Source organism: Parasphingorhabdus sp., from assembly GCF_048269915.1.
Lineage (GTDB): Bacteria > Pseudomonadota > Alphaproteobacteria > Sphingomonadales > Sphingomonadaceae > Parasphingorhabdus.
In genome coordinates, this window is the sequence record NZ_JBLWTY010000005.1 from 19,326 (window position 1) to 46,161 (window position 26,836).

Genomic DNA, 26,836 nt, shown 5'->3' on the forward strand with positions numbered 1-26,836 from the left:
AACCGATCAATTGCTCGCGGGCATCATTCGGCCGGTCCGAACTCTTCAGGTTTATCCGTGCTCATGCATTTTTGGCTGTCATCGCGTTCGCAATTGACTCCGCTTACCCAAAGGTCGTCATTTCCCGCCCCGGTTACCGGCTCGTCGATCATCGGATTGTCAACGGAATCCACGTTTTTCTTTATCGTGATGAGATTGGTTTCAAAAGGGTCTGACGTATATATTTCTGGTGTTACTTCTTCTTCAATCACATCCTGAACCGGATCATCAATCTCAGGCGTGTTGGAGGTAGGGGTAGGGGTAGGAGTAGGAGTAGGAGTACAACTCGCTGGATTGTTGATCACACAGCCGTTAATCGTCGATGCAGGATCGAAGCCGGCTCCTGCAATAGTCGGCGCGGTTACGACGGGAATACCTGTCGTCAGATTACCATTGGCATCGCTTATCACACCGTTGATAACTATTGGTGTTACGCCACTGGGTCCGGTCGCGATGGTAAGCCCGCCAGCACCAACGACAAAGCCGCGCCGGTCATCGAAATCTGTTCCTTCCCCGCTATTTTGAACGTAAAGCTGGCTCGCGAGCAGGGTCATGCTGATCATATCAGCCTGGAAAAACCCTTCCTCGCGGATGAAGCCGTCATTATTTGCCAACCGGATATCAATCTGCTCGGTCGTCATGCCGTTGATATCCGTCCGTGCGCTATCTGACAGCGCAAAAATATTGCGGGCTGAGAGTTCAAGTTGTCCCGCTACCACTCCGTTTCCGTCGAGCAGACCGATATTTCCGGCACTGGCGTCCAGCCTGATGGTGTCGCCGGCATCCAATCGGACAATATTGTCCGCTGTAGCCTGGCCGAGTGCGAGTTTTCCCTCGACCCGGATGCTGCCATCGCTGACAAAAGCCAGTGATCCACTGTCGCCGATATTATTGCCCGATAGGACATCGAGTTCGCCAATGATAAGATCGCTTTCGGATGTACCGGCGGCGATGCCAGTGCGGAAACTCAGGTCTCCGCCAAAGACCCGCGAAAATTCGTCATTGTCCAGCTTGTAGGCATCTGTTGGATCATTGGTCCCGTTGCCGACCACCATTTGCCCCGGACCGGTGTTCATAAACTCGATGGACCCCTTGTTTCCGGGGTTTCTCAAGTCGCCATCCGCGCCGATATTAATATCGGTGCTTTCCGTCTGAATATTGCTGCCCGAGGCACTTGCCTGAATGTCGATCAGACTACCAGCCGTGATCTGCAGATCATTTGCCGCACTCACCGAGCTGTTAATCAGCACATCGTCGACGGCGGTGACGATAACGTTGCTGCCATTAGTGATTGCAATTTGTGCTGCAACGGGACTGATCGATGCAGAATCTGTGATAATATTGGCATCGTTAAGCGAGACAGACCCACCGGCGGCGATCGTGATATCGCCGGTTGCCTGTGCGCCCCGCACATCCAGGTTTCCAGCAGAAGAAAGCCCTATATCGCCATCAGTTGCTTCAGCATTGACCATCATATCTTGTTGGGTGACAATGGAGATCGCTTCGCCGGAAGCGCTGAGACTATTGGTCACATCGACGTTATTTGTTACTTTTACCAAACCGTTGACTGCGGTCAGAAATATGTCGTTGCCGGAAATATTGTTGAGACCAATACCGTTGTCGGAACGAATATTGACGGAACCTTGGCCGGTCTTGGCGGCATTCACTTCGTCGGCGACAAAGGCGCCTTGCAACCGGACAGACACATTTGTGCTACTGTTGAGTGATCCTACCGTCACGTCGATGCTATTGTTACCTATAATCTGGACATTTGCACCGCCGGAGACATTGCCTAGCAAAACATCACGACTTGAAATTATCGAAACCGGACCGCTGGCGTCGATGTCCCCGCCAGTAAGGTCCCCCACTGGAGTGCCGGCAGTCGTGTCGATGTCCACCCCGCCTGATGCGTCAATCGCCACAAAGGTAACCGCCCCATTGCTGACAATATCAATGGCGCCACCGCTCGCCGTGGCAAAGTCGATAGTTGTACCATCGATCATGATATCTCCGCCGCTGGTCAAATTGTCGCCGTTGATGCCACCGCCGGCATTCAGGTTCATGTCTTCGCTGCTGGCAGCATTTGTGAATTCTATATTGCCTCCCGCGTCGACCGTGAAGGTGCTGCCTTGAGCATCAAGATCACCAAAACCAACATTGCCGGTGGCATCCAGGTCAATAGCGCCGCCACTGGTCACGACACCATTGCCATCGACATCGCCTGCCGTTGCGTTGAGGGTCAGATCGCCGCCTATGGTGCCGTTGTTCAAGGTTACGGAAACACCGCTGATACTCGTGTTGCCGCCGCTGAGCGCATTGGCGATGGTTGGCGTGCCGCCAGCTGTTGCGGTGATATTCGTTGCCGCATCAAGCACGCCGGCAGCAAGGTCGGCACCGGTTGTGAGGACGATCGATCCTTGCGATGCAACATTGCCTACATGGCCCGATCCGTTGATGGCGGACAAGCGGAGAGCAGTCGTATTGCCGTTTGTCGCAGAGGCGATGTCGAAATTCTCACTTGCAGAAAGTGTAATGCCGAGGCCTGCGTCCAGAGCGCCAGTGGTTATGCTACCGGTGGTTGCATTGATCGTCAGATTGTCACCTGCGGTGACATCTCCGACAGAGATATCCGTGCCATCTATATCGACGAAAGCAACAGCGTCGATGTCGCCGCCAGTAATCACCGTGCCATCAATATCGACGAGGCGGCCTGCTGTGATTGAGCCGAAATTGGCCGTTCCGCTTGCTCCGACCTGGACATCGCTGGCACCGCCACCAGTAGCGCTCAAATCGCCGGTCGAGACATTGCCGTCGAGCGCGCGCGCGAGTATCGATGATCCCGTGACGTCGGCGGTGGTGACATTGCCGCCGGTTGCCAATGCTTGAACAGAATTACCAGAAAGCGTGCCGCTCGCGATATTTCCGTTTGATGCGATGAGTGTCACGATCCCGTCGGAGGCCACATCGCCGGTTATAATGTCATCCGCCTCGATACGGACCAGCGCGTTGCCGGTAATATCGCCAAAATTGGCAGATGCGGCATCGACATCGACGATCTGGTTGGCGACCATGGTGGTGACGGTCGCTGTTCCGCCGGAGACCAGATTGATGTTCTGGTTGGCACCGGCGTTGGTTGCTGTCAGTGACGTGCCGGTAATATCTCCACCTGCTGTCAATCCGATTCCGCGGGCGGTAATATCGGCAAAATTGATCGAACCATTGTTGGCGAGCACGGTGAATCCGCTGGTTGTGCTGGCAGTCATCAGGTTTACATTACCCGTTTGCGATTCCAGCCTGATCGAGCTTTCACCGACGATATCATCAATGGCAAGATCGCCGCCGGTTGCCGTGATATTTCCGATTTGGGCCGAGTTGAGCGTTGTAACGTCAACCGCTGCGGCGGTGATATCGACAAGGAAATTTCCGTCCAGCAAATTGGCGGTCAAGGTTCCACCAACCGTCAAGTCGAGTGTATCGGTTGCGGTGGCTGTGCCGAGCGTCATATCCCCGCTAGCGGTCATCGCCAATGTATTGGGACCGCCGCCGGTTACACCCAATGACTGAATGATATTTCCGGTTATATTGGTGGCATTGATATTGGTTCTGAATGCTTCAACCGTATCAAAGTCAAAATCATCACCCGCGGTGACGTTGATGACCACGCCGCCGCTCACTGCTCCGACCGTGATCGAGCCGGTTGCGTCGAGATTGGTGCCGCCGCTCGCGCCGCCAGTCAGATCACCGATATTAATGTCTCCTCCAACCGCTTCTAAATCGGTGGTGAAGTTGGCCAGCGCATCGCCGCCGGTTATGCTGCCGTTTGTTGCCAGTATCGTGATACCGCTGATTACAGAAACTGTGGAATCAAGACTGGTGAAACCGACATTTTCGCCTTGAAGGCTTATATCGCTTGCCCCGTTCGTGGTGCCGAGAAACACGTCGCCCGGGCCCGTTTGTGCGGCTAACAACTGGATTTCGCGATTGGGAACTATAATCTCGTCAAAGCTTATATCGTTGCCGGCCTCCACGCGGAATCGAAGGGCCGTGCCCTGAGTATATGAGCCGACGGCGATGCTGCCAGGCACAGTATAGAGGCTTTCCGGCACACCACCGACATCGGCGACCTGGGTCAGCTGACCGTCGGTCGTGATGGACGCGGCATTTACGTCTGCGCCCACCGTTATGCCAATATCATTGGTGCTGGTGAGGTTCGCTGATCCCAGCAAGCTACCCGCGGCGTTGATGGTTATGGCGTTGCTGATTGCAGAAACATCAGCGAGGTTGATATTCCCCTCGGTGCTTTGCAAAGCCAATTGATTGGTCGCATTTAACGATGTTGCGATGCCAGTCGTCCCCAAGATAATATCACGACGCGTCGTCACCAGTATTTCGTTGGCAGTGACCGTGCCGCTCTCGACAAATGCCTGGATTACATCATTGTTACTCGCCTGACCGATATAGACAAGGTTATCCGCTTGGAGCGCGCCCAGGCAAATATTACCTTCGACGCATTGGGCGCTCAGCAAGCTGTTATCGTCGCGCTGGACCACGCCGTTGGCGGGGGCGTCGTCGATATCGACGCTGATCGAACTGGCGCTGATCGTGCCACCCAGGCCATCAATCGCGTTGGCGGTCATGACGACCGCGAAGCTGTTGGCGTCAAGATCGCCTGCCGCCACGATCGAGGAAATCGGCGTCAGCGTTGTCGTGCTGAGCGGCGTGAGAGCCCCGGCCTGCAGCACCAGATTGTTAAAGGTGAAGGGGTTTGTGCTATTGGGCGTGGTGGCGGGATTGGCTGCCGCGATAACGCTGGCGCCAGTCGCAATGACGATGTCATCCCCTGTCTGGACGGTGAGGCCATTGTCCGAAATCGTTCTGCTACCGTTTGCAAAAGTGGCGTTGCCGCCTGCATTGACCACGATATGCCCGGCCGACGTGACCAAGCCGTCGATTGTGGCATCGTAATTCGGGTTGTAAGTGGGGGTAGGTGTTGGATTTAACCCGGCTGCAATGGTCAATTGTGGCCCTAGGACGAGCGTTCCGGCGCCCAAGGTGACCGTAGTCGTTACCCCGGAGACGGCTGCGTTGGTGACATTTACATCCTGCAAGGCAGAAATATTGACAAGTCCGATACCGGCTATGTCGGCAACCGTGGCATTTTGTTCGGCGCGCACCGTTGCTATGCCCGCCGCATTGACTTGAGACCCGGCGGTGCTGACGAAATTGCCTTGCGCTGTAGCCGCAAAAGTGCCGGCCACGTCAATGGAGTTTACCGGTGACATATTGTTGCTATGGGCGATCAGGATATTCTGACCGCTGTTCAGGATGGTGTTACCACCAACCGTCATCTGGCCGTCGCCGTCCAGACTATATTCGATATTGCCCGCGACATTGACGGTCAGGTCACCGACTATGGACATTGCACCGCTGTTACCGGCAACAAAAAATCCGCCGAGCGGAGCAGAGTTGGAAAATGCCGCTGCGCCTACCGCAGTGTCAAAGGCGTCGACGGTCAAGCTGTTCAAGCTGATCAACCCGGCCGGATCGATCGAGCTGTCGGTAATTTCAATCCGGCCGCCGGCACCAACGCCGCCAATCGGTCCGCCACCACCGGATCCATTGGCTTCCATGATCACATTGGCGAAGTTTATGATCCCGGGGCTACCTTCCTGGACTTCTATAATATTTGTACCGCCGGTTCCATCACCGCCGGTTCCGCTGATCCCATTGGTGCCATCGATTCCATAGCTGCCGCCATTTCCTCCGTCGCCCGCTTGACCGGCGGTTGTGAGTATCAGGTCGTCGCCGGATATCGTGGCACCCTGGGCCAGGAGACGGGCCGTTCCGCCGGTAGCATCGCCGCCGTCGCCACCATCGCCACTGTCGCTGTCATAGGAATTTCCGCCGTTGCCCCCGGCACCGCCGGTACCTGTGCTGGTCATGCTAAAGTCGCCAGTGGAAATTGTGATCGTCGCGCCGGTGCGGGCGATGATTTCGACCGCCCCGCCATTGGCCGTGCCGCCGGCACCGCCGTCGCTCCCATCAATGCCGCTGCCAAACTCATAGAAACCTGTCGCACCCGTGCCGCCCGAGGCATTGGCTTCCAGCGTGATGAAACCCACATCAATACTGCCGCCGGCACCCGTAACTTCCAATCTTGCGGTGCCTGCGTTCGCGCTTCCGCCATTACCGCCATCACCGGGCGCGCCGGTTACGATATCGCGCTTGCCGGCACCGCCGGAGCCGCCTGTCGCATTGGCAATAACAGAAGGATCATCGGGATTGGCGACAGCATCGATAATGTTTATTGCTGCGATACCGCCGATGGCAGAGCCGCCATCGCCCCCGGCCAATCCGTCGCCGCCGTCGCCACCAATCCCGCTAGCATTGACGACATAGACGGGGTTGTTCAGATCATCCTGATTAATATTAATTGTGGCACTGCCACCCGTTCCGCTGCCGCCATCGCCGGCGATATTGTCCGCCCGACCGGCGGGACCGAAAACATCACCGCCATTGCCTCCGGTTCCAGTAGAATTCACTGTAAGCTGGCTAAAGTTCAGTGTGCCGGCGTTGTTGTTGAACGTGGCATCACCGCCCACGGCATCGCCGCCCCTGCCGCCGATACCTGCCTGTACCGGATTGCCTAGACCATCAGTCGCGCTTCTGCTTCGTCCTCCATGACCACCGCCTGCGATCGTGCTGATGACAACGTTATCGGCATTGATTGATGCACTACCGTCCAGATTAAAGGTCGCGGTCCCACCGATGCCTGATCCGCCCGCACCCCCGTCCGTGCCAAAGCCATAACCTCCTCCTCCCGTGGTTGGGTAAGGCGCTAGGCTTTGGTCGTTGCCGGAAGCGGACACGGTCAGGGTGCTGGTGATTGTCAGGTTTCCGGCCAGGGCATTGAAGGTTGCGTTGCCGCCCAGTCCTCTGCCGCCTCTGCCGCCGGCAGTCCCCGAATCTGTATAGCCCTTGGCACCGTCGCCACCGAATCCGTTGGCCGAAATTGTAAGGTTGGTAACAGCCGCACTGCCGCCATTCAGGTTGAAGGTTACATCGCCGCCTTGTCCTTCTCCGCCATCGCCAGCTGATATGCCTCCGGAAAGGGGCGCAACTGAAGCTGCCGCTGCAACACTAAGGTCCGCCGGAAGTGCCAGCGCTGCAACCGAGCGCGCGAGTCCGGATGCCGCCGGCGTGACCAAATCGCCACCACCTCCGCCCAAACCGTCCGAACCTACTATAATGTCGGTCGCGATGAAGGTCCCGCCGAGCAGATCGAATGTGATGTCTCCGCCAAACCCAAGGCCACCATCTCCTTCGAATGGCGGCGCCCCCCCTTCGCCACCATTGGCGATGGATCCGTCAGAATCCAGATCCAGGTCAGTGAATGACATCGAGCCGCTCGCACCTTCCACGCGGAGTGTTAGCGTGCCGCCTCGTCCTACCCCGAGAGTGTCCGGATTGTCGCTATTGCCACCCACTCCGCCAACGCCGCTGGCATCGATCGAAACGTCATCGGTGAAATTTATCGTCCCGCCATTGGCATGGAAGAGAAGGTCGCCGCCCGTGCCGTTGCCGGCATTACTGTCGTTGCCTGTGCCGTTTGCGGAGAAAAAGGACTGTCCGGACGCGCCGGACGTAAAGGTGCCGCCATTTTGGGCAACAATGCGAATATCGCCTGCCTGAAAATCGCGGCCTTCATCGCTGAGAAAGGTCGAAGAATGATTGTTCGGCTTGGCGGAGGTGTCGAGTATTATTCTACCGAGAGTGATAGCGGCATTGTCCGCGAGAAGCGAGACAGATCCTCCTCCGCTGATAATGGTGTCAGTGCCATTCAATCCCAGTGTCTGGATATAGAAAAGATTACCTACGGTCAGAGCTCCCCCATTCTGAACCGTCAGACTAGCGCTGTTGTCGGTGCTAACAGGTGTAACGCCATATGTGATCAAATCGGCATCAAAATTCGAATTGACCGTCAGGCTGCCGCCATTGATCAGAACGTTCGCGCCGCCAGACTCAGCAGATCCCGAGATTTCGGTACCGGCGGTGTCAAAAGAGCCGGAACGGCTATCAGCAACCGCGTCGATTTCGAGATCAGCAATGACATGCGTCCCGCCGGTCACCGTCAGATCGAACGCACCGGCGGTGGCATCATTGCTCTGTGCGCCGCCCGGCGCGGCTCCGGATGACGCAACGGCACCAAGCTGAAAAGACATATTTCCGGTCGTGACGGAGCCACCGGAAAGACTAACACTGATGTCACCGGCGATACTGTCACTACCGATGAGGCCGGAGCCATTTCCGCCGACTTTTCCGTTTTGTGCAGAAACAACCTCGGAATTGAACGTTGTCGTCCCGGTCACGTTGATCGTCCCGCTGGACATATTCAGATCAATATTTCCGCCTTGACCGGAGCCGTTCAGATTCTCTCCCTTGCCGCCTTGGGCAGTGGCTATAAACTGCGCCGTACCGCCGACAACTAGATCGCCACCGCCATTGATATTGATATTTATGTCACCGCCAACCGCATCCTCCCCGATGCCGGTATTGCCATTGTTGCGTACGGTGAAAAAATCATCCAGCCCAGTGGCGCTGGTATCGACGACCAGATTGCCGGTCGCGATTAATCCGCTAACTATCGTATCGGTAAAACCGGTTTGGTCGGCATTGATATTGATCGTGCCACCGGTATTACCGAATCCTGCCCGCAGGGTCACGTTGCCATTGGCTCCGATAGTTCCGCCGCCTCGGGCGTTGATATCAATCTGGTCCCTCGCTGCGAGCGAGAGATCTTGCGTCCCCTGGGAGTTGTTGGCGACGACGAAATCAGTCGCCGATGAAGTGGATGCAATTATCCCGTTTGTCGCAAAGGCGGAAACCGACGACCCGAAGGTGACATTTTGTAACTGGATATTGGAATCTGAATCCGGAGCGTCTGTATCAAACGCAAATCCGGTATTGGTTATATCGCCAGTTGTAGCGACATCGGCACCTGCGCTGAGCACAACACTGCCGTTGATGATCGTCGCGCTGGCGGCTGCCTGATAACCAAGGCTACCGCCGACCAGCATGGTAACAGCATCATTTTTGGGTACCGAAACCATGTAAATGGCCTGAGCATCGGCGTTGGTGACATCGCCGGAGCCGTTAAATGTCGGCGTGGATGATGGCCCGGTTGTCAGTCCGGTGTGAACGACACCATTGGTATCGGTCGTGCCGACACCGATTGAAATATCAAACAGACCATTGTTGATTGTCAGGTCAGCCTGTTCTGCCGCCACATAGGCCACCGATCCGTTGACACTGACGTCCCCACCCTGCTCGATCCGGGGGGCAACAATTGCCAGATAACTGCCTTCGGTGGCCTGCCGAATTTGCGGAGTCGCATCATTATTGGATTGGATGATGACAGACGAATTGTTGTTGACGCCGCGAAACCGGATTTCGCCTTCAGAGCCAAATAACCCGCCTGTTGTATCGATATCATTGCTGGTCAATACCAGACTGCCGACATCAAAAAGCGCTGTGCTGCCTACAATAATACCGCCGGGACTGTAGAACCAGACATTTCCCCCTGGCGCGCCACCGATCAAACTTTCGACCGTGCCGTTAAACTGGATCGGTCGGCCATCTGCGGTCGCGGAGGGAAGTATCCGGTTGAGGACGGTATAATCGGTCCCGGCGGACTGAAATCTCAATGTCCGGCCGCTGGGCAATATATCAATAGGATTGTTCACCAGACCGCTAACCGGATCAAAGGTTGCGGCGTTGGTGTCGAGGGGCTGCCAGTTAAGGAGCAATTCGCTGCTCGTTACCGTCACAATGTCTAAATTGGCTGTAGGGACAAAGGAGCCCGTGCCAGATGCAGATGTGAAGTTGACCTGAAATGCCCTGTTCGGATCCGGAGAAAACGTCTGCGCCCGCGCAGGGGGCACAGACGACGCCAGTATGAATGCTGCGGCGGCCATCGAGCTTCCGGACAGCCAGCACATTTTCTTGGTGACACGTGAAGAATATTTCGGGCTTCGAGCCTGAGATGGTTTGCTCATGATGCTGTCCTAGGTAGAACTTCGGTTGGTCGGGGGTGGCAAAACGGTTCCATCATCTGCGCGCCCAGGGAGCGAGTTGGATGGTTAAGGTCAGCAAGGCCCGCGCACTGTCACGCCGTGTCTGTACCGCGGCACGTTTCAGAGGCACGACTGTGGTCAGGTCTAGGCTGGCGTGCCGGCCAATCGTTGCACGCAACCCGCCGCCGGCAGAATAGAGTTTCTGGGGGTCACCCGGGAAATTTTTATTCCAGACACCCATCAGGTCGAAGAACAGATAGGGCTGGATAGCTATGCCTTCGACTGAGTCGGGCAGCAATGAGCCGTAGCTGACTTCCGTTTGCAGGCCATAGCCGCTGTCGCCGATGATCGTGCCGGGATCATAACCACGGCCCGTGGTATAATTGCCGCCCGAAATTTCTTCATAGGAGAACAGGGCATCCGGAGAATATTGCAGTCGCGGTTGAAGAGTGAATGCAAGGAGCGGGGTTGGTCGATAGTCAATTTTTGCTTGCGCTCTGATCACGGACGCTGTCGGATCGCCGTCCGCCCGTGTGGGAATTACGGTCTGACCAATGCAGTTGATGAACGCCGCGCCACATCCCTTGCTTGCACCCAAAATATCAAGACCTTGCCGGATTTCCAGTGAGCCGCCGAAGCCCCATTTCGGTTCAAAGGCGGAATAGCCGCCCTGTCCCGAAATACTGCCCGACTCGATTTGATTGAAGTCGAGACGCGCATAGGCAATGCTCAGCCGGTCCTCATTGGTGCGGACGCCCAGAATGTTGGTCCGTTGATCAACATAGTCCAGTCCGATCGTTCCGAATAAATTGCGCGATTGCTTACGGATGAATGGGTAGGTTGCGTAGCCACCGGCCACCAGCGTTTCCGACTGGATATCAAAACCGCCGGGCAATTCCGGCTTTGTCCATGCATAGGTAAAATTGCCCCCGAACTTCAGGCCTTCGCTTCCGACCCGGAACTCGTGGCTGGCTTGCAAGACCTGCTGTTCCTTGAAGTCTGCTGTCGAAAAGCCGCTGATGATCGTTTCATCGCCGAGCCCGGTCAGTCCATTGAACCGGATACGAGCCAGTCCACCGAAACGGCCGACTTCCTCGGATCCGAAATTCTGAATGTTGACATCGGCATAAACCGGCGTGCGGACGACATTGAATTCGCCGATGACTTCACCCGGCTGGCCGCCGAGTTCAGCAGAAACCGGCCGGAGCGAAAGCCGAACGTCAAGCCCCGGTATGTCACGCGCGAGCAACAGATAGCGGTCCGCTATATTAATATTGAACACGGGTTGTTCGGAGAGCTTCTCAATATATTTCTGCAGCAGGCGCTCCGATGCACCGGCATTGCCGCGAACCTGCACTGATGTCATGCGGGCCATCAGCACATCGAACCGGACATTGCCCTGATCGATCGTCTGAGGCGGGACTTGCACAGCTGCCAGATAGCCCTTGCTGCGGAGCATTGTGGCCGCCCGGTCGCGGATATCACAGACGACCGATACCGGAACTTCCTGTCCCACATAGTCGGAATAGGAGGAGGTCAGGGAGGCAGGGTTAACCGAAATCAGACCGGTAAAATCGACCGAATTCAGAGTGAACCGCACATCGGCAAACTCAGGACCCGCGAGCGGGCATGCCGAGCGCTCTACCTGTCCGTCGATGGCCAAGGTTTGTGCCTGACCCTTCAATGCTTGGTCGATGATTCCGCGCTGGATTTCTTCCCGGGTCGGCGCCGCTGCGGAAGATTGTCCCCAGGCCGGCACGCTGGTAGCGAATATGGCAAGGCTTGCGGCCAAGGCGGTGGTGTGAAAAGCTGTGCTCGCTCGCGGCATAAATTTCCTCGTGTGGTGATGTTTCCTGACGGAACCATCTCGTTGCAACTCTTCCGTTCGGCCCTCATTCCGCGCGGCAGAATTTCATCAATAGCTAACCCTGGTTTGCTGAATCCCCGTTGTTCAAGTTGAGCGTCTCGACCAGCAAATCGAGTTGACCAGTGCATCCGTTTTCGATCAATATGGATGCTGCATCATCGAGGTCAGTCGGCCGGTTTTGTAGGACAACAAAATCCACCTCGACAGATTGCGGAACATTCGATCCGAGCAGGCGATAGGTCGCCCCGTTGGTCACCGGCAGAACGTCCTTAGGCCACGCTTTTAGCGGGTTGCCTTTCCGCCAGATTATTTCGGTGACCTTGCCATTTTCCGGTTCGACGATCGAAGCCGTTGCGGAACCGGTATAATCCGGTCGCCAGACCACCAGCGCATTGGCATCCGCTACGCAGAATTTCCCGCCCTTGGTCACGTCGAGGAACCAGAGATTGGGATTACTTGGGGTCTCAACGGCGACGTTACCGGCTGCGCGGACCGCCCCGGTTCTCGCCCGGCTGCTCCCGCGATTGCTGATGAAACTTGACAGTCGGCGTGATGCGCTTGCGGCTGATCCGCTTCCCTCGGTAAGCGAATAAGTGCCGGGTCCCTTGAGAACGCGGGTTCCTGATTTGGTCAGGATTGTCACCTGATCCTGTGCCTTCAGTGAAATTTTGGCGTCGTTCGCCATTTTTTTACCGGCTGGGTAGCTGCTCGCCGAGGGACCGGTCGAGCGCACAACCATATTCTGAGCCACGGCAACGCCGCTAACGCCGAAAAGCATAAGCGAACCAAGCCCAGCCTTAAAAAAACGTGAGATAATTTTGCCGGATTTCGTCGGACTATTCTTATCCAAGTGCATAGCTTTCTCCATTTTTTGTCTTTTTTAGTCTTTTGAGCAGATTGGCGAGGCCCAAGTCCCCGCCAAATTGCTTGATCACGACACTCAGTGCCTGGATCGCAGCGATATCACCCTTGTCATGCGCCGCTATGACGGCGGTCACTGCCGCCCGATCTTTTTCGTCCCACTCGGGGACCGGTTCGAATACTTCTACCGGTGTGGAGCGCCCGCGCAGAGTGATCCGGCCCATCGGCCTGTACCAGTCGAGCCCCGTCCGCTCCATTGCCTGTCGGCTGAGCAATATTTTGGTCTCGAGAGTCTTGTTGGCCGCCTCCAGCCGTGCTGCGGTGTTCATGGCATCACCCAGAGCAGTGTATTGAATCCGGCCTTCACCGCCAAAATTACCGACGATGGCATCACCGTAATGCATGCCGACACGTGTTCGACCGATGGGCGGTACGCCTTCGGGAATGTTTTTGCGAAATTCTTCACCGGCCAGATACAGTGCCCAAGCTGCCTTGGCTGCCCGCTCGCCATCATCGGGATAGGCGATGGGTGCCCCCCAGAAGGTGACCAAGGCATCACCAACGAACTTGTCGATCGTACCGCCATATTGGAGCGCCACTTCGCTCAACCGGTCCAGATAATCGTTCAACAATGTCGCGACCATTTCTGGTTCGATTGCATGGGTCAGTTTGGTAAAGCCTTCGAGGTCAGTAAACACCGCAAAAATCTTGCGTTTCTCGCCATGCAGAGCCAGTTTTTCCGGGTCTTTCAGGATTTCGGTGGCAATCGATTTCGGCAGATATTTGCCAAGCGCATTTTGTGCAAATGCACGTTGTTTGGAATTGACGGTTCGCGCGGCCGAGCCGACGGAAGCATAGCCGAGTAACCAACCAACCGCCCAGCCAAAGGCGGGAAGCGAAAGGGTGTCAATTCCAGTATTCTGCAACAAGAACGGAAAGATGAGAAAAAATGCGAACTGGCTGATAAGTATAAAGCCAACTTTCAAGGCGTTCCCGACGATCAAAGCGGACAAACCTCCGCAAATCGCAACAATCAATGCGGCCAACCACAAGCTCCAGACCGGAATGGGGGAGGGCAGATCATCATTTAGCAATTGTGCAAGCATATGAGCATGCACTTCCAGCCCGATCATTTTGCCGTCATCACCCTTGATGTCGGCCAGTCCGCCCACCGGCGTTTCAAAACGGTCCCGATCGATGAAATCGCCGCCGATCAGTACGTGCTTGCCGGCGATGAAGGGGCCAAGCATTTCTGCAATTTCCGGATCAGCGAAGCTTTCAATTGGAAATTTGTCGAATACCGGCACATCTGTCGTCGTCGGGACATGATAGCGGATGGCCCCGTCATTTTGGGCAAATTTCGGGTTGGGCCCCGTTAGCGCAATTGCCATGAACGGAGGTGCTCCGGGCCTGTGCGGTGTCCACCTGCGCTGGACTCCGTCGCTGTCTGTCTCGAGCTTAATATTAGTCGGTTCAATATTTTTGCTGCGGGCCTGTTCAAAAAACTGCTGCAGAAATTCATGTTCGGCGAACGTAATTTCAGGATTTTCTGCAGGGTCGGCATAAGCTAGAAAAGTCGGCGTTTTTATGTTCTTGAAGGCAGAAATGAGCAGGTCATCATCATCCTGCGGCATGGTGAAAAGGACATCAATGCCGATGGATTTGGGGTGAGCTGCGTCAATCGATTCAAGTGCCTGGGCCAGAATCGTGCGGTCAACAGGAGATCGCTGGCCGGTCAGTTTCAGCGTGTCTTCATTGTAGACGACCATGACGATGTTTTCGTCTTTCTCGACTTCTGGCGCGAATACAGAGGCCCGTAAATCATAGAGTGCACGCTCGGCTTCCTGAATCAGTGGCGTTGTCCAGCTGAAACGGGCGACAAGAAGCGCAAGGATCAGGAACAGCATCGTCGATGCCAGGCGAATTGGGCCCAGGTGATCGAAAAGACGGCGCAGGGATTGCAGCACGCCTCTAGCCCCCTCTTTCACGTCGCGGTGATTATTGATCGGGGCCGTTGGCATGGTAGTTTCCGTCACTATTTCCAGCTCGCTTTTGTCGCTGCGGCTGCCACGTCATTACCGGCCAGCGGGTCGTTGACCCTTGGTAAAAACAGCCGGGCACCGTCTCCGATCAAGGCGAACCCCGACCAATAATAGGGATGGGATGTGACCGGGTCGTTCATCAAGTCCAGTTGGGATTTTCTGAGCGCACCGGTGATTGATTGATCGCGCCCTTCACTGAACAGTCCGTTTATCAGCCGTTCCGTAGCGCGAAAATCATCTGGAGCAGGCCAATGGCTTGCCAGTACGGACCGCCCGCCCGCTCCGATAAAGGATCGAACCAAGCCATCGAGAGCCGTTCCGCCACCGCTGCTGACACCTGCTTCCCGGGTAACGGCTATACTAGCTTTGCCCGCTGTATCGCAGGCGGAAAGAATGATGATATCCGCATCCAGTTTAAGATCGAAAATTTCATCAAAAGCCAGCAGTCCGTCCGATCCACTGTCCCCGAAAGACGTTAGTAGTGCGGGTTTGGCCGGGCAGGAAGGGCTGGGCGCAGTCACCAGCCCGTGCGTCGCAAAATGCAAAATGCGATAATCGCTGATTTTTTTGTTCGACAAAATACGGGTGTCGGTAAACGCCGCACCCGTAATGATGTCGGAATTTTCTGCACCAACCAGAGACCTTGCTTCCTGCAGTTCGCGATCGGATATGGGGCTGTTCCACTGGCTGAGCGGCCATTCGCAATTACCATTTCTATTCTCGGAACCATCGCGAATACTAGCAATTTTGGTGTTGGCCAGGATCGGAAGGTTCCGGCCCATTCCCAAATATTGCCGGGAGGCGCCGGATTGGGGCGCCATCCGGGCATCGGCAAATGCCCGGGCAGATACAGCAGTGCTGATATCGATATCCTTGCCGAGCCATTTAACACCGGTAAAATCAAAAGCGTCTCCATCGGGTGCTTCGGTTCTGGCAAGATATTGGGATACCGACGCATCATCAGCGACAAGCAAATTAATTGGCAATCTGAGCATCGCCCCATCGGGCTCGAATATTAAATGTGTCTTGCTCGCAAGCCGGTCAGAAACCGGTTCAAAAAGATTCGAATAAAGCGCGCGCGCCGCTTCGATGTCGAAAGGATAGGTTACATATTGACCATTTTCGAAAACGGAGATTGAAGCGCGAATTGTATCGACCGTCCGGTCGAGCGCATCTTCGTGAAGCGGAACCTTGTAAGTTTCCGCTTCTGATTGATCAGCGTAGAATATGAAAATATCGCCACCAATAATTGCCATGCGTATATAGGCTTCCCCGGCGTGCATGGTACTGCGCAATTCGTCGAGACTTAGGAAACGATCGGCAACCGCGCGATATTGCGGGAATTCTGCAAGTCTGACCTGGGTGAGCTGCTGACTTCTCTCCAATGCTTCAATTTCTGATGCCATATCATCGCGTTGCCGGCGAACGGCCGCTGTTTGGTTTGTCTTACCCAGTGCCGAGAACCGGATTCTCAGTCGTTCAATATTGCGGGCAAGATTGGTCGATTGCCGGAACAGCCGAGCGGCGTCATCAGTGCCGCCGCTCAGTTCGCGGGACAGAACGGCTTGAGTTTCCGCAACACCGGGGCGGATCAATATCTGGGAAGCTTTGAAAAACTGCTCGGTCGCTGTTTTGTCTGCTGCCAGCAGGGCGAAATAGGGAGCCAGCTGGTTAGCCATGCCAGAAATCGCACTTCGTTTCCCCAGCGAACTATCAACAACTTCGCCATATAGTTGGCGGGCTTCAGGTTCCTCTCCGTGCCGCAGGAGAAAAGCGGCCAAGCGCGCTTTGGCGCCATTGACAGCGCGCGTCTCCGGATATTGGACACTCAGCAAATCCAGACCATCGCGAAGCAGCTGTTCGGCTTCGTCCAAATTGCCCTCGGTTTCTGAAAGCAGTGCCAGCTCCGCCAATGTCTGTGCTCTCAGGCGTGTGATTGACGTGACCCGACCGTCACGAATAGCGACAGCGCGATTATACGCGGAGATGAGCGAATTTCGTGCAGCCGTGCGGTCGCCGTTGATCCGTTGCGCGGTGCCTATGAGTTGCAGCGCCTGCGCGTCAATAATCTCTGCGCGTTCGGGCACGCTCAATTTCAATTCATCAACGAAACCGAGCAGACTGCGGGTTCGAACGCTGCCGTTGATCCGGGTCGAGATCGGAGTGGTGATTTCCAGGCGCTTGGACAATGCGCGTTGTTCTACTAGCGACGTCTGGAGTGGCATATTTATCCGCTCGACCGCTGCATTGAAAAAGCCCTGATTAAGCATGTGCATCGCTTCAAAATTTCGTTGTAGCCGTTCGGTCACCGGGTCAACGGTGTTCAGCTCTCTGGCTTGTTCGAACAGATCATCCGCTTCGGCAAATTCACCCAGATTGGACTTTTGAAGGGCGCGGTTGATCAAATACTCTTCGGGGTTGATATCTTCCCCATCCATGCCCGATGTGCGCTGCTGCAGCGTTTCAAAAAAAGCAGCAGCTTCTGCATAATTGCCACTGAGATTTCGTCTATAGCCTTCCGCCAAGGCCTGGTCGGGTCTGAGCGTAGCGGCCTGTACCCGCGCAAAGGCAAAGGGATCTTCAACTGATGTCGACGCGACATCAATTTTGCCTTCGGCGACCGAGTCGCTCAGAATCGACCTTAGCGCCAGTAGCGTAGCACTATCATATGCGGCCAAACCTTCCGCAATATAGGTCAAACCGTCCTGTTGGCCGACGATCAGTGAATATGCGACTGGTTCCGCTGAAAGGCGGCATTCCGTGTGGCGAAAGCTTGCGAGAGTGGGGCGGGTTTCATTGCTGGTGCAAATCACAGATTCGCTGCGATAGGGGATGATGCGCTTCAGCAGATCCTGTTCAGATGCCCGCGACGAATAGACATAGCCGACCGGTCGGGCGGAATCCCGACAGACGACAGCCCAGCTGCGGTCGAACATATTGGCCTTTGCCTTGTTTTCGATACTGCGATCCTGAACTTGGCATAAGATGCCCTCGCTGCTTCCGATCGGGAAACTGTCGCGCAGAGAAACCGGTGTCGACTGAGCAAGGGCCACCGTAGGGCTGGTTACCAACCCCAAAAATATCAATAGAGTGCAAATCCTTGTTCGGCGCACGATATTCTCCCACAATATTTGTGCGTTGCCCGGTTCCCTCAAACGCAAGCAACGATCATTGCGACCCAGAATATTCTAATAGTTACATGTGCTAGCGGGTAGGTCCGAGTCTCTAATAGTAAATTATCGACTCTGGAGTGAGATTGAGTGATTGTTGTCACATCGCGGGACATTCTTCAGATTTTAGTCTGAAGATCAAAGGTCTTGTTGGTTAAAAACCCCGAAACTCTATGGCGTCGCTGATCGGGACGCGAGACACTTTGAAATTGTTGATCGGCGCGTCCGGATCGCGATATCCGATCGCCATGCCGCAAAAGAAGATATAGTCATCGCCGATGTCGAGCAATTCCCGCATATAGGTTCCGTACATCGCCCAGATTTCCTGAGCACAGCTATCCAGACCTTCTTCGCGCAACAGCAACATCACTGTCTGCAGCCACATGCCCATGTCCGACCATTGCGGGGGACCCATATATTTCTTGGTGTAGGTGAACAATTGCACCGGCGCGCCGAAACTGTCCCAGTTCTTGGCCATTTGGGCGATGCGTCCCGCCTTGTCCTCACGAGCGAGTCCGATGCTGTCGAACATATCCTTGCCTACCGCCCGGCGCTGTTCTTCATATCTGCCGTCCAATTCGCCAGGGTATATGGCATATTCATGACCTTCACCCATGGGTGCAGAAAGAGCCTTGGCCTTGATCGCGTCGGTGATCCGGGTCAGCTCGTTGCCGGTGACGACAACGGCACTCCATGGCTGGGTGTTGCCGCCGGAAGGCGAGCGTTGAGCTGTTTCCAAAACCCGTTCGAGAGTCGCTTTGTCGACAGGCTTGTCGAGAAACTGGCGAACGGATCGCCGGGAGGTGACGGCTTCGGTTACGTTCATGGCATCATTCCTCATCAAATAGTCCGGCCAGTTGCTCGACCATGGTCCCGCCCAGCTGCTCGGCATCCATGATCGTGACGGCTCTCTTGTAGTAGCGCGTCACATCATGGCCGATGCCAATCGCGACGAGTTGCACCGGCGAGCGGCTTTCGATCCATTCGATAACCTTGCGCAGATGGTTTTCCAGATAGGCGCCGTGGTTGACCGAGAGAGTGCTGTCATCCACCGGTGCACCGTCGGAAATCACCATCAATATCCGGCGTTCCTCAGGCCGGGCGATCAATCGGCTATGGGCCCAGAGCAGGGCCTCGCCGTCGATATTTTCCTTGAGCAGGCCTTCGCGCATCATCAGGCCGAGATTTTTCCTGGCATGCCGCCAGGGTTCATCCGCTTTCTTGTAGACGATATGGCGCAGGTCGTTGAGCCGTCCGGGATTGGCCGGGCGATCCGCCGCGAGCCAGTCTTCGCGGGTCTGGCCGCCTTTCCAGGCGCGGGTGGTAAAACCGAGAATTTCGGTCTTGACGCCGCAGCGTTCCAGCGTGCGTGCCATGATATCGGCAGAGATTGCGGCAATCGATATCGGCCGTCCGCGCATCGAGCCGCTATTGTCGATCAGCAGGGTCACGACCGTGTCGCGAAATTCTGTTTCGCGCTCAATCTTGTAGGACAGGCTGTGTGACGGGTTGCTCACGACCCGGGCAAGGCGGGCGGCATCGAGCATGCCTTCTTCCTGATCAAAGTCCCAGCTGCGGTTTTGTTGCGCCATCAGCCGGCGTTGCAGCCGGTTGGCGAGCTTGGTCACCGCGCCCTGCAAGCTGGTCAGTTGCTGGTCGAGGAAGGCGCGGAGGCGCGTCAGTTCCTCTTCATCGCACAATTCCGTGGCGCTGACGACTTCGTCATATTTCTCGGTCCATGCGGTATAGTTGAAACCGGGAGGCAAGTCGGACATCGCCCGATTGGGCCGGACTGGCATCATGCCATCATCGCCGGCATCTCCCATTTCCTCTTCAGCGCCTTCCTCCAGTTCCTCGGCGTTCTGATCGCTTTCACCCTCCTGGCTATCGTCATCGGAGGGTTCTGACCGCATTTCGGACTCGCCCTGATCGCCGGTCGCTTCCTCGTCGGCACCGTCATCGGTGCTGTCGTCGCTGTCTTCGTCGCTATCGTCGTCGTCGCTGTCTTCGGCTTCCGACTCCTCATCGCTCTTGATCAGGTCGAGATGCTGCAGCAATTGCGTGGACAATTTTGCGAAACTGTTCTGATCGTCGAGTGTCAGGTTGAGGCCGTCGAGATCGGCGCCGGCGCTTTCCTCGATCCACTCGCGTAGCATGTCGAGGCCCTTGATCGTGCCTTGCGGCGGGGCCTGTCCGGTCAGTTTTTCCCGTGCCAGCAACGCCAGAGCTGTAGAAATCGGGACTTCATCCCGATTTTGTGCCCGGGCAATCGGATCGGACCGCATCCGCATTTCCAGCGCCGCGTTGAGATTATCCTTCGCGCCCGCCATATTGCGCGATCCCAGCGCATCGGTGCGAACCTGTTCGAGGGCATCGAAACAGGTGCGGGCTACCGCTTCCTGAGGTGCATTCTTCCGATGCACCGCTTCGTTATGATGGCGCAATTTCAACGAAAAACTGTCGGCAAATCCCCTTGCTTCGGCGACTTGCGCCGGAGGCAGATCGCGCGCCGGCATCGGTACTTTGAGATGCTCACCGGATTGCGAAGGTGCTTCGGCGGTATAGGCCAGTTCGACGTCCGGAACCTGGGCGATGGCGCGTGCCGCGCCGCCGAGCACGTCTTTCAGGTCATCAAGTTTGGAACGATCGGCCATAGAAGCGAACAGCTTTAAGCGGAAAGGTGTGGGGAATCAAAGACCTAATTTCCTACTTTTTTGTCGGGCGGAACCCCGCGGCTAGCGATCCGGTGCGGATGGATTTTCCTCCTGGCGCCGTTCAATCGCTACACCATCGCCGTTAATCTTCAGATCGATCGGCACGCCCCCGATTTCCGTGCCAACCCGTACGCCGGAATTGCCATTTATTCTGATTTCAGATTCCCCGATATCTACCGGGATTTCGGGCACCTCGGGGAGGTCGAGCGGGATGACCGGGCCTTCCGGATCGGGCTTTTTGTCTGGTTTGATGGGAGAAGCGGGCTTCTTTGCCTGCACAGCCTGCTGCATGAAATCCTTCCAGATACGTGCTGGCAGGTTGCCGCCACTGACGCCCTTCAGCGGTTTATTATCATCATTGCCGATCCACACACCGACGACCAGCCGCTCGTCGCCGTCGCCGGCATAGCCGACAAACAGCGCATCGCGATTGTTCTGGCTGGTACCGGTCTTGCCATAATTGGGGATCGACAGCATGGCCCGGCGTCCGGTGCCATCATTGACTGCGGATCGCAGCAGCTCCTCCATATCGGCGTGCGTTTGTGAGCTGTAGCGACCCGGCCAGTCGAACAGCCACTCGAGCCAGGTCTGTTTTTCCTTCTTGAAGGCATAAGGCTCAACCGGCCAGTTATTCCCCGCCACCCCGGCATAGGCCGCGGTCAGTTCCATCAGCGTCATCGTCGATGTTCCGAGGGCCAGGCTGGGATCATCCTCGGCCAGCCGCGACCGGATTCCCAGATTGCGCGCCTCGCGGATAACGGCCCGGTCACCGACCTGGCCGAAGAGCCGCACCGCCGCGACGTTGCTCGACTTGGCGAAAGCTTCTTTCAGGCTGATTGGGCCGCGATATTTTTCGCCTGCATTTTTCGGGAGATAGCCGCCCCTTGTGATCGGACTGTCGTCGACCATATCATCGGGTGTCATGCCGGAACGGAGCGCCGCCAGCCAGACGAACAGCTTGAAAGTCGATCCCGGCTGACGCTTCGCCTGCGTGACCCGATTGAAGGCGGATTGGGCATAGTCCTTGCCACCTATCATTGCCACGACTTCGCCATCGGGGCGCATCGCGACCAGCGCAACCTGTGCCTGACCAAGCGGCGCCCGGGCCACTGCACGGCGGGCAATCTCCTGCAGGCGGGAATCAAGCGTGGTCGTCAGATTGAGCTGTTCGTAACTCAGGTCCGTGAGTTCGCGCGCCTGCGGTATGGCCCAGTCGGCGAAATAGGTGCCGGTGGGCAGGGCATTTCTGGCGCGAACGTCGAGCCTCGCGGTTCCCAGCCGGTCGGCTTCCTTCTGGGTCAGGTAGCCGGCGCTGACCATCGCGGACTTGACGAGACTGGCCCGTTTTGCTGCCAGTTCAGGATTGCGCGTGGGTGCCAGACGGGACGGTGCCTGAACCAGTCCGGCGAGCATGATAGCCTGTTCCAGCTTCAGATTTTCCGGCTGGCGATAATAATAATGCAGCGATGCCGCGCGCAGGCCGTAGACATTATCACCGAAATAGACGTTGGACAGATAGCGTTCGAGTATCTCGTCCTTGGTCAGCCAGGCTTCGAGCCAGAAGGCGATCATCATTTCCCGTGCCTTGCGGGTCAGGCTGCGTTCCGGAGTCAGAAAAGTAGTCTTGGCGAGTTGCTGGGTAATCGTGCTGCCGCCCTGGGTCATGCCGCTGCCGGACAGGTTGCTGAACAATGCCCGCGCCAGTCCCCGGGGATCCACACCCCAGTGCGAATAGAAGCGCCGATCCTCGATCGCCATGAAGGCTTCGATCACATGATCGGGCAATTTGGCAACCTGAACGGGGTCATCGACGACCGCACCATTGCGAGCAAAAGGCTGCCCGTCGGATGTCAGCAGCGTGATTTGCGGCGGAGCGATCGGTTGCAGCGATTTGGACAAGGGTGCGGTAATCGCGAGATAGGCGACCAGCAGGATGAACAGCAACAGGGCCGCCGCCACGCCGCGGCTGAACCACCACCATTTGCCGCGCGGCTTCTTGAGCGGGGCAACCGGTTCGTCGATGCGCGGCGGGATGGCGTCGCCATAGGGTTCGTAAAAGGTGGTTTCTGCGGCCTGTTGCTGACCAAATGGCCAATACCAGCGCCTTTTGACGGAAGAATCTTGGATATGCTCAGGCATGTGCAAGCTGTGTTGCCATAATAATACGGCGCTGGCGAGAAAGAAGTTTGGAAAACATGAACGGTTTGCTAGTCAATGGGCATATCTCGGGAATGGATGATGCTAGGAAAACTGTTTAAAATCGGGAATCCGTTTAAACTGACTCAGCGCGAATATGAAGCGACGATCAACGCGCTGAATATTTTCTTCGGCGCCATCATCGGTGTCAGCTTGGGCAATATCACCGAAATCCCGATGGATGAATATGTAATTTTGCTGATCATCATCTCGGTGCTGGTGAGCAGCATCCTGCTCGTGACCTATAGCCACCGGCGAATCTGGAACAGCATCATGCTGGCGGGGGCCTTGCTGGCTGCCTGGTATGCAGAAAGCGATAATGGCGGCGGCGCCATTGATTTCCCCGATCGCGTGTTGCCAACGCTGACCGTTTGGGCGGCGTTGGCCGTGATGACCGAATTTTCGGATCGTGCAGAAAATCCGCCATCCGACGAAAGCTGAGTCTGACTAGCCGCCCATCACGCTTTCGGGCAGGTCTTCGCCAAACACCCGCTGATAATATTCCGCCACCAGCATCCGTTCCGCCTCGTCGCATTTGTTGAGGAAGGAAAGACGGAAGGCGAAGCCGATATTGTTGAATATCGCAGCGTTCTGCGCCCAGCTGATTACGGTCCGCGGGCTCATCACGGTGGAGATATCGCCGTTGATGAATCCCTGCCTCGTCAGATCGGCGACCTTGATCATGTTCTGGACCGTTTCGTCCCCTGCTTCCGGCACCTTCGACAGGATCACCTTGGCTTCGGTCGCAGCGGGCAGATAGTTTAATGTCACCACGATATTCCAGCGGTCCATCTGGCCCTGGTTGATCTGCTGGGTGCCGTGATAGAGGCCGCTGGTGTCGCCGAGGCCGACCGTGTTGGCGGTGGCAAACAGGCGGAAATAGGGGTTCGGGCGGATCACCCGGTTCTGGTCGAGCAGAGTCAGCTTGCCTTCCGCTTCCAGGATGCGCTGGATCACGAACATCACGTCGGGGCGACCGGCGTCATATTCGTCGAACACCAGCGCGGTTGGCGTCTGCAGTGCCCATGGCAGCAGGCCTTCGCGGAATTCGGTGACCTGCTGGCCGTCCTTCAGGACAATGGCATCGCGGCCGACCAGATCGATCCGGCTGATATGCGCGTCGAGGTTGATCCGGATACAGGGCCAGTTGAGGCGCGCGGCGACCTGTTCGATATGGGTCGATTTCCCGGTGCCGTGATAGCCTTGCACCATCACCCGGCGATTATAGGCGAATCCGGCGAGGATCGCGATCGTGGTTTCCGGATCGAAAACATAGGAAGGATCGAGATCGGGCACCCGCTCGTCTTTTTCGCTGAATGCCGGAATTTGCATATCCACATCCACACCGAAGACTTCGCGCGCATCGACGGTTATATCGGGAGCGTCCAGAATAGTTTCGCCGCTGGCGTCGGGGTTGATATCGGGAATGTTGGTCATCGTCGTCCTTCGAAAAATCTCTGCCGCCCTAAGAAATGCAATAGGGGCGGGCCACTATCTAAAATCTGGTGATTCCTTAAGCTGCGTATAGGCCTCGATCACTTTTGCCAACTGTTTCTCGTGGCTGCGGTCACCGCCATTGCGATCGGGATGATATTTGCGGACGAGCGCGGAATAGGCGCGGCGAATGTCACTGCGGCCGATGGATCGGGAGTCTGTCACGCCAAGCCCTAGCGTCTCCAGCGCTTTCTGGTCGACACGGGAAATGGTCGGGCCGGCGGTCTGGCGTCGGTGAATTCCGGCTGCAAACCGTGCGCCAATGGCATCGAGCGGATCGGTGAAGTCGGCCCAGGCCGGTTGGGCACCGGCGCCGCCTTCATAGATTCGGCGGGATGAATCCCACCCCCGCACGGGGTGCTGTGCCTCGAATATCTGCTCCTGGTCCATGCCCTGAAAATAATCATAGCTCTGGTTAAACTCGCGCACATGGTCGAGGCAGAGCCAGCGATACTCGCCGGGACCATCATAGCTGTGCCGGACGCCATAGACCGGTGGTGCCCGAAACTCGCCTTCATGCGCACAGCCTTCGATGGCACAGCGCTGACCATCGGTTTCGACGCGGCCGTGAAAGCGGTTTGGTTTTCTTTTGGGGGAAACGGTCAATGTTACTCCGTTGGTCCGGCGCTCGTAGCCGGGCTGTTTGAAAGCCGTAAACGCACTTCGACAAGCGTGGTGGGAACAGCTAATATGGCCAATGAACGAGCAATATGGAGATTCGATGTCCAAAGGTCCAGTGCACAGCGAGATTGAAAAGCGGCTTACCGCAGAACTCGCGCCAATATCGCTTGTCGTCACCAACGACAGCGCCAGCCATCACGGCCACGCCGGCGATGACGGCAGCGGGGAATCGCATTTTACCGTCGAGATTGTCTGCGCGGCCTTTGAAGGCAAGTCCCGGCTCAACCGGCAGCGCATGGTGAACAAGGCGCTGGGCGATCTGATGCGCGACAAGGTCCACGCGATGGTGATCAAGGCCAGAGCGCCGGGGGAGTGATCGAAAAAGTCAACCTCGCCCAGGCATTTGCCGGCTTTTCGGACCACTGGTCCCCGAAAATCGCAGGCGACATCAACGATATGCAGATCAAGCTCGTCAAATTTGACGGGAAGTTTGACTGGCATCGGCACGACAATGAGGATGAACTGTTTCTGGTCATCAAGGGCGTCATGCGTATGGGCTTGCGGACCGGTGATATCGATGTCGGCGAAGGGGAATTTGTCATTGTCCCGAAAGGCGTCGAACATTGCCCGAAAGCTTTGGACGGCGAATGTCATGTGGTGCTGATGGAGCCGGGCCAGACATTGAATACCGGCAATGTCATCACGGAAAAAACCGTCAGAAATCCGGACAGGCTATGACCAGCATCATCCAGACCATCACTCCCGCCACCCATGATCTGGGCGCGTTTCAGGTCCGCCGGGTGCTGCCGTCGCGTCATCGGCGGATGGTGGGGCCGTTTATCTTTGTCGATGAATTTGGACCGGCTACACTGCCGGAAGGGCCGGGTATGGGGGTGCGCCCGCATCCGCACATCAATCTGGCAACGGTGACCTATTTGTTCGAAGGCGCGATTGATCATCGCGACAGTCTGGGCACCCATCAGACAATCCGGCCGGGCGAAGTCAACCTGATGACCGCGGGCAGGGGGATTGTCCATTCGGAGCGATCTCCGCTTGCAACAATAAATGAGCCAAAGCCGATGTTCGGGATGCAGACCTGGCTGGCACTCCCTGATGGCAAGGAAGAGATGGATCCAGCGTTCGAGAATGTCGGCGCGAGTGATTTGCCGCTGGTCGAGGATGGTGGCGCAAAAGCCCGGATCATCATGGGTAGACTCTGGGGGCAGACGGCGCCGACCACCTGTCATACCGAGACGATTTATGCCGATATCCTGCTCTACGTCGGAGGCGCGATCCCGATCGATGCCGAGGCCGACGAACGGGCGGTGATGCTGGTCGACGGCGACGGCGCGCTGGATGGCGTGTCGCTGGAAAAATATATACTCTATGTGATCGCGCCGGGGGCGAAGGTCTCGCTTACTTCACTGTCGGGAGGGCGCGCGATGCTGCTCGGCGGCGAGGCTTTTGCCAGCGAACGGCATGTCTGGTGGAATTTTGTCTCGTCGAGCAAGGCGCGGATCGAGCAGGCCAAGGCCGACTGGTTCGAGGGGCGCTTTCCGATCGTTCCGGGGGATTCGGATGAATTTATTCCGCTGCCCGAGGGGCGGCCGAAGACGGTTACGGATTGAATTGCCCTCTCCCAGAGGGAGAGGCAACAAGCCTTGGCAATTTATTGCCTTAGGCGCAGTCGGTGAGGGGTTTTGCCTTCTCGACAGTCGAACCCCTCACCGAGTTTCGCTAGTCAGCAAGCTGACAAGCT

General features: G+C 56.5%; 14 protein-coding genes. 4 read left to right on the top strand and 10 right to left on the bottom strand.

The features are described 5' to 3' along the window. Positions 1-23: 23 nt before the first annotated feature. The 8 genes from ACN0WX_RS12250 to ACN0WX_RS12285 form a co-directional block, all read right to left on the bottom strand. Positions 24-10,094, bottom strand: a complete 10,071-nt coding sequence (locus ACN0WX_RS12250; protein ID WP_417622618.1) for a hypothetical protein — start codon at positions 10,092-10,094, stop codon at positions 24-26. 52 nt (positions 10,095-10,146) lie between these two features. After that, positions 10,147-11,940, bottom strand: a complete 1,794-nt coding sequence (locus tag ACN0WX_RS12255; protein ID WP_417622619.1) for a ShlB/FhaC/HecB family hemolysin secretion/activation protein — start codon at positions 11,938-11,940, stop codon at positions 10,147-10,149. A gap of 94 nt (positions 11,941-12,034) precedes the next feature. Continuing rightward, positions 12,035-12,730, bottom strand: a complete 696-nt coding sequence (locus tag ACN0WX_RS12260) for a hypothetical protein (protein WP_417622620.1) — start codon at positions 12,728-12,730, stop codon at positions 12,035-12,037. 91 nt (positions 12,731-12,821) lie between these two features. Next, on the bottom strand, positions 12,822-14,861 hold the full coding sequence (locus ACN0WX_RS12265) for a CHASE2 domain-containing protein (RefSeq protein WP_417622621.1): 2,040 nt from the start codon (positions 14,859-14,861) through the stop codon (positions 12,822-12,824). A gap of 14 nt (positions 14,862-14,875) precedes the next feature. Further along, entirely contained in the window at positions 14,876-17,968 is a 3,093-nt protein-coding gene (locus tag ACN0WX_RS12270; RefSeq protein WP_417622622.1) for a CHAT domain-containing protein, read from the bottom strand. A 238-nt stretch (positions 17,969-18,206) separates the two neighbouring features. Continuing rightward, positions 18,207-18,878 carry a nitroreductase gene (locus ACN0WX_RS12275; protein WP_417622623.1) on the bottom strand — a complete coding sequence of 224 codons (672 nt, stop codon included), beginning with the start codon at positions 18,876-18,878 and terminating at the stop codon, positions 18,207-18,209. Between the two features lie 4 nt (positions 18,879-18,882). Continuing rightward, positions 18,883-20,706, bottom strand: coding sequence for a cobaltochelatase subunit CobT (gene cobT / locus ACN0WX_RS12280; protein ID WP_417622624.1), 1,824 nt, complete (start codon positions 20,704-20,706; stop codon positions 18,883-18,885). Positions 20,707-20,787: 81 nt separating this feature from the next. Beyond that, a complete protein-coding gene (locus ACN0WX_RS12285) occupies positions 20,788-22,905 on the bottom strand; it encodes a transglycosylase domain-containing protein (protein ID WP_417622625.1) in 2,118 nt (705 codons plus the stop codon). A 96-nt stretch (positions 22,906-23,001) separates the two neighbouring features. On the opposite strand from ACN0WX_RS12285, the gene ACN0WX_RS12290 reads away from it, so the two are divergent. After that, a complete protein-coding gene (locus ACN0WX_RS12290; protein WP_417622626.1) occupies positions 23,002-23,403 on the top strand; it encodes a hypothetical protein in 402 nt (133 codons plus the stop codon). Between the two features lie 6 nt (positions 23,404-23,409). Here ACN0WX_RS12290 and cobS read toward each other — a convergent pair whose 3' ends face one another. Both cobS and ACN0WX_RS12300 read right to left on the bottom strand, forming a co-directional pair. Then, positions 23,410-24,399 (bottom strand): cobaltochelatase subunit CobS, encoded by a 990-nt coding sequence (cobS, locus tag ACN0WX_RS12295; protein WP_417622627.1) that lies wholly within the window; start codon positions 24,397-24,399, stop codon positions 23,410-23,412. A 54-nt stretch (positions 24,400-24,453) separates the two neighbouring features. Then, the gene (locus ACN0WX_RS12300; protein ID WP_417622628.1) at positions 24,454-25,062 is read right to left on the bottom strand and encodes a J domain-containing protein; all 609 of its coding nucleotides are present in this window, start codon (positions 25,060-25,062) and stop codon (positions 24,454-24,456) included. A gap of 115 nt (positions 25,063-25,177) precedes the next feature. On the opposite strand from ACN0WX_RS12300, the gene ACN0WX_RS12305 reads away from it, so the two are divergent. From ACN0WX_RS12305 to ACN0WX_RS12315, 3 genes are read left to right on the top strand one after another with little or no spacing between them, the layout of a single operon-like run. Further along, a complete protein-coding gene (locus ACN0WX_RS12305) occupies positions 25,178-25,453 on the top strand; it encodes a BolA family protein (protein ID WP_417622629.1) in 276 nt (91 codons plus the stop codon). Next, positions 25,450-25,815, top strand: coding sequence for a cupin domain-containing protein (locus ACN0WX_RS12310; protein WP_417622630.1), 366 nt, complete (start codon positions 25,450-25,452; stop codon positions 25,813-25,815). Before ACN0WX_RS12305 ends, ACN0WX_RS12310 begins: the two co-directional genes overlap by 4 nt. Further along, positions 25,812-26,705: a pirin family protein gene (locus tag ACN0WX_RS12315; protein WP_417622631.1), complete on the top strand. Its 894-nt coding sequence runs from the start codon at positions 25,812-25,814 to the stop codon at positions 26,703-26,705. The genes ACN0WX_RS12310 and ACN0WX_RS12315 overlap by 4 nt, the downstream gene beginning before the upstream one ends. Positions 26,706-26,836 lie beyond the last annotated feature (131 nt).

Excerpts from the sequence above, each read along its gene's own strand:
- ACN0WX_RS12250 (WP_417622618.1), bottom strand. The coding sequence starts at position 10,094 with ATGAGCAAACCATCTCAGGCTCGAAGCCCGAAATATTCTTCACGTGTC.
- ACN0WX_RS12255 (WP_417622619.1), bottom strand. The coding sequence starts at position 11,940 with ATGCCGCGAGCGAGCACAGCTTTTCACACCACCGCCTTGGCCGCAAGC.
- ACN0WX_RS12265 (WP_417622621.1), bottom strand. The coding sequence starts at position 14,861 with ATGCCAACGGCCCCGATCAATAATCACCGCGACGTGAAAGAGGGGGCT.
- ACN0WX_RS12275 (WP_417622623.1), bottom strand. The coding sequence starts at position 18,878 with ATGAACGTAACCGAAGCCGTCACCTCCCGGCGATCCGTTCGCCAGTTT.
- cobT (WP_417622624.1), bottom strand. The coding sequence starts at position 20,706 with ATGGCCGATCGTTCCAAACTTGATGACCTGAAAGACGTGCTCGGCGGC.
- ACN0WX_RS12285 (WP_417622625.1), bottom strand. The coding sequence starts at position 22,905 with ATGCCTGAGCATATCCAAGATTCTTCCGTCAAAAGGCGCTGGTATTGG.
- ACN0WX_RS12290 (WP_417622626.1), top strand. The coding sequence starts at position 23,002 with ATGATGCTAGGAAAACTGTTTAAAATCGGGAATCCGTTTAAACTGACT.
- cobS (WP_417622627.1), bottom strand. The coding sequence starts at position 24,399 with ATGACCAACATTCCCGATATCAACCCCGACGCCAGCGGCGAAACTATT.
- ACN0WX_RS12305 (WP_417622629.1), top strand. The coding sequence starts at position 25,178 with ATGTCCAAAGGTCCAGTGCACAGCGAGATTGAAAAGCGGCTTACCGCA.
- ACN0WX_RS12315 (WP_417622631.1), top strand. The coding sequence starts at position 25,812 with ATGACCAGCATCATCCAGACCATCACTCCCGCCACCCATGATCTGGGC.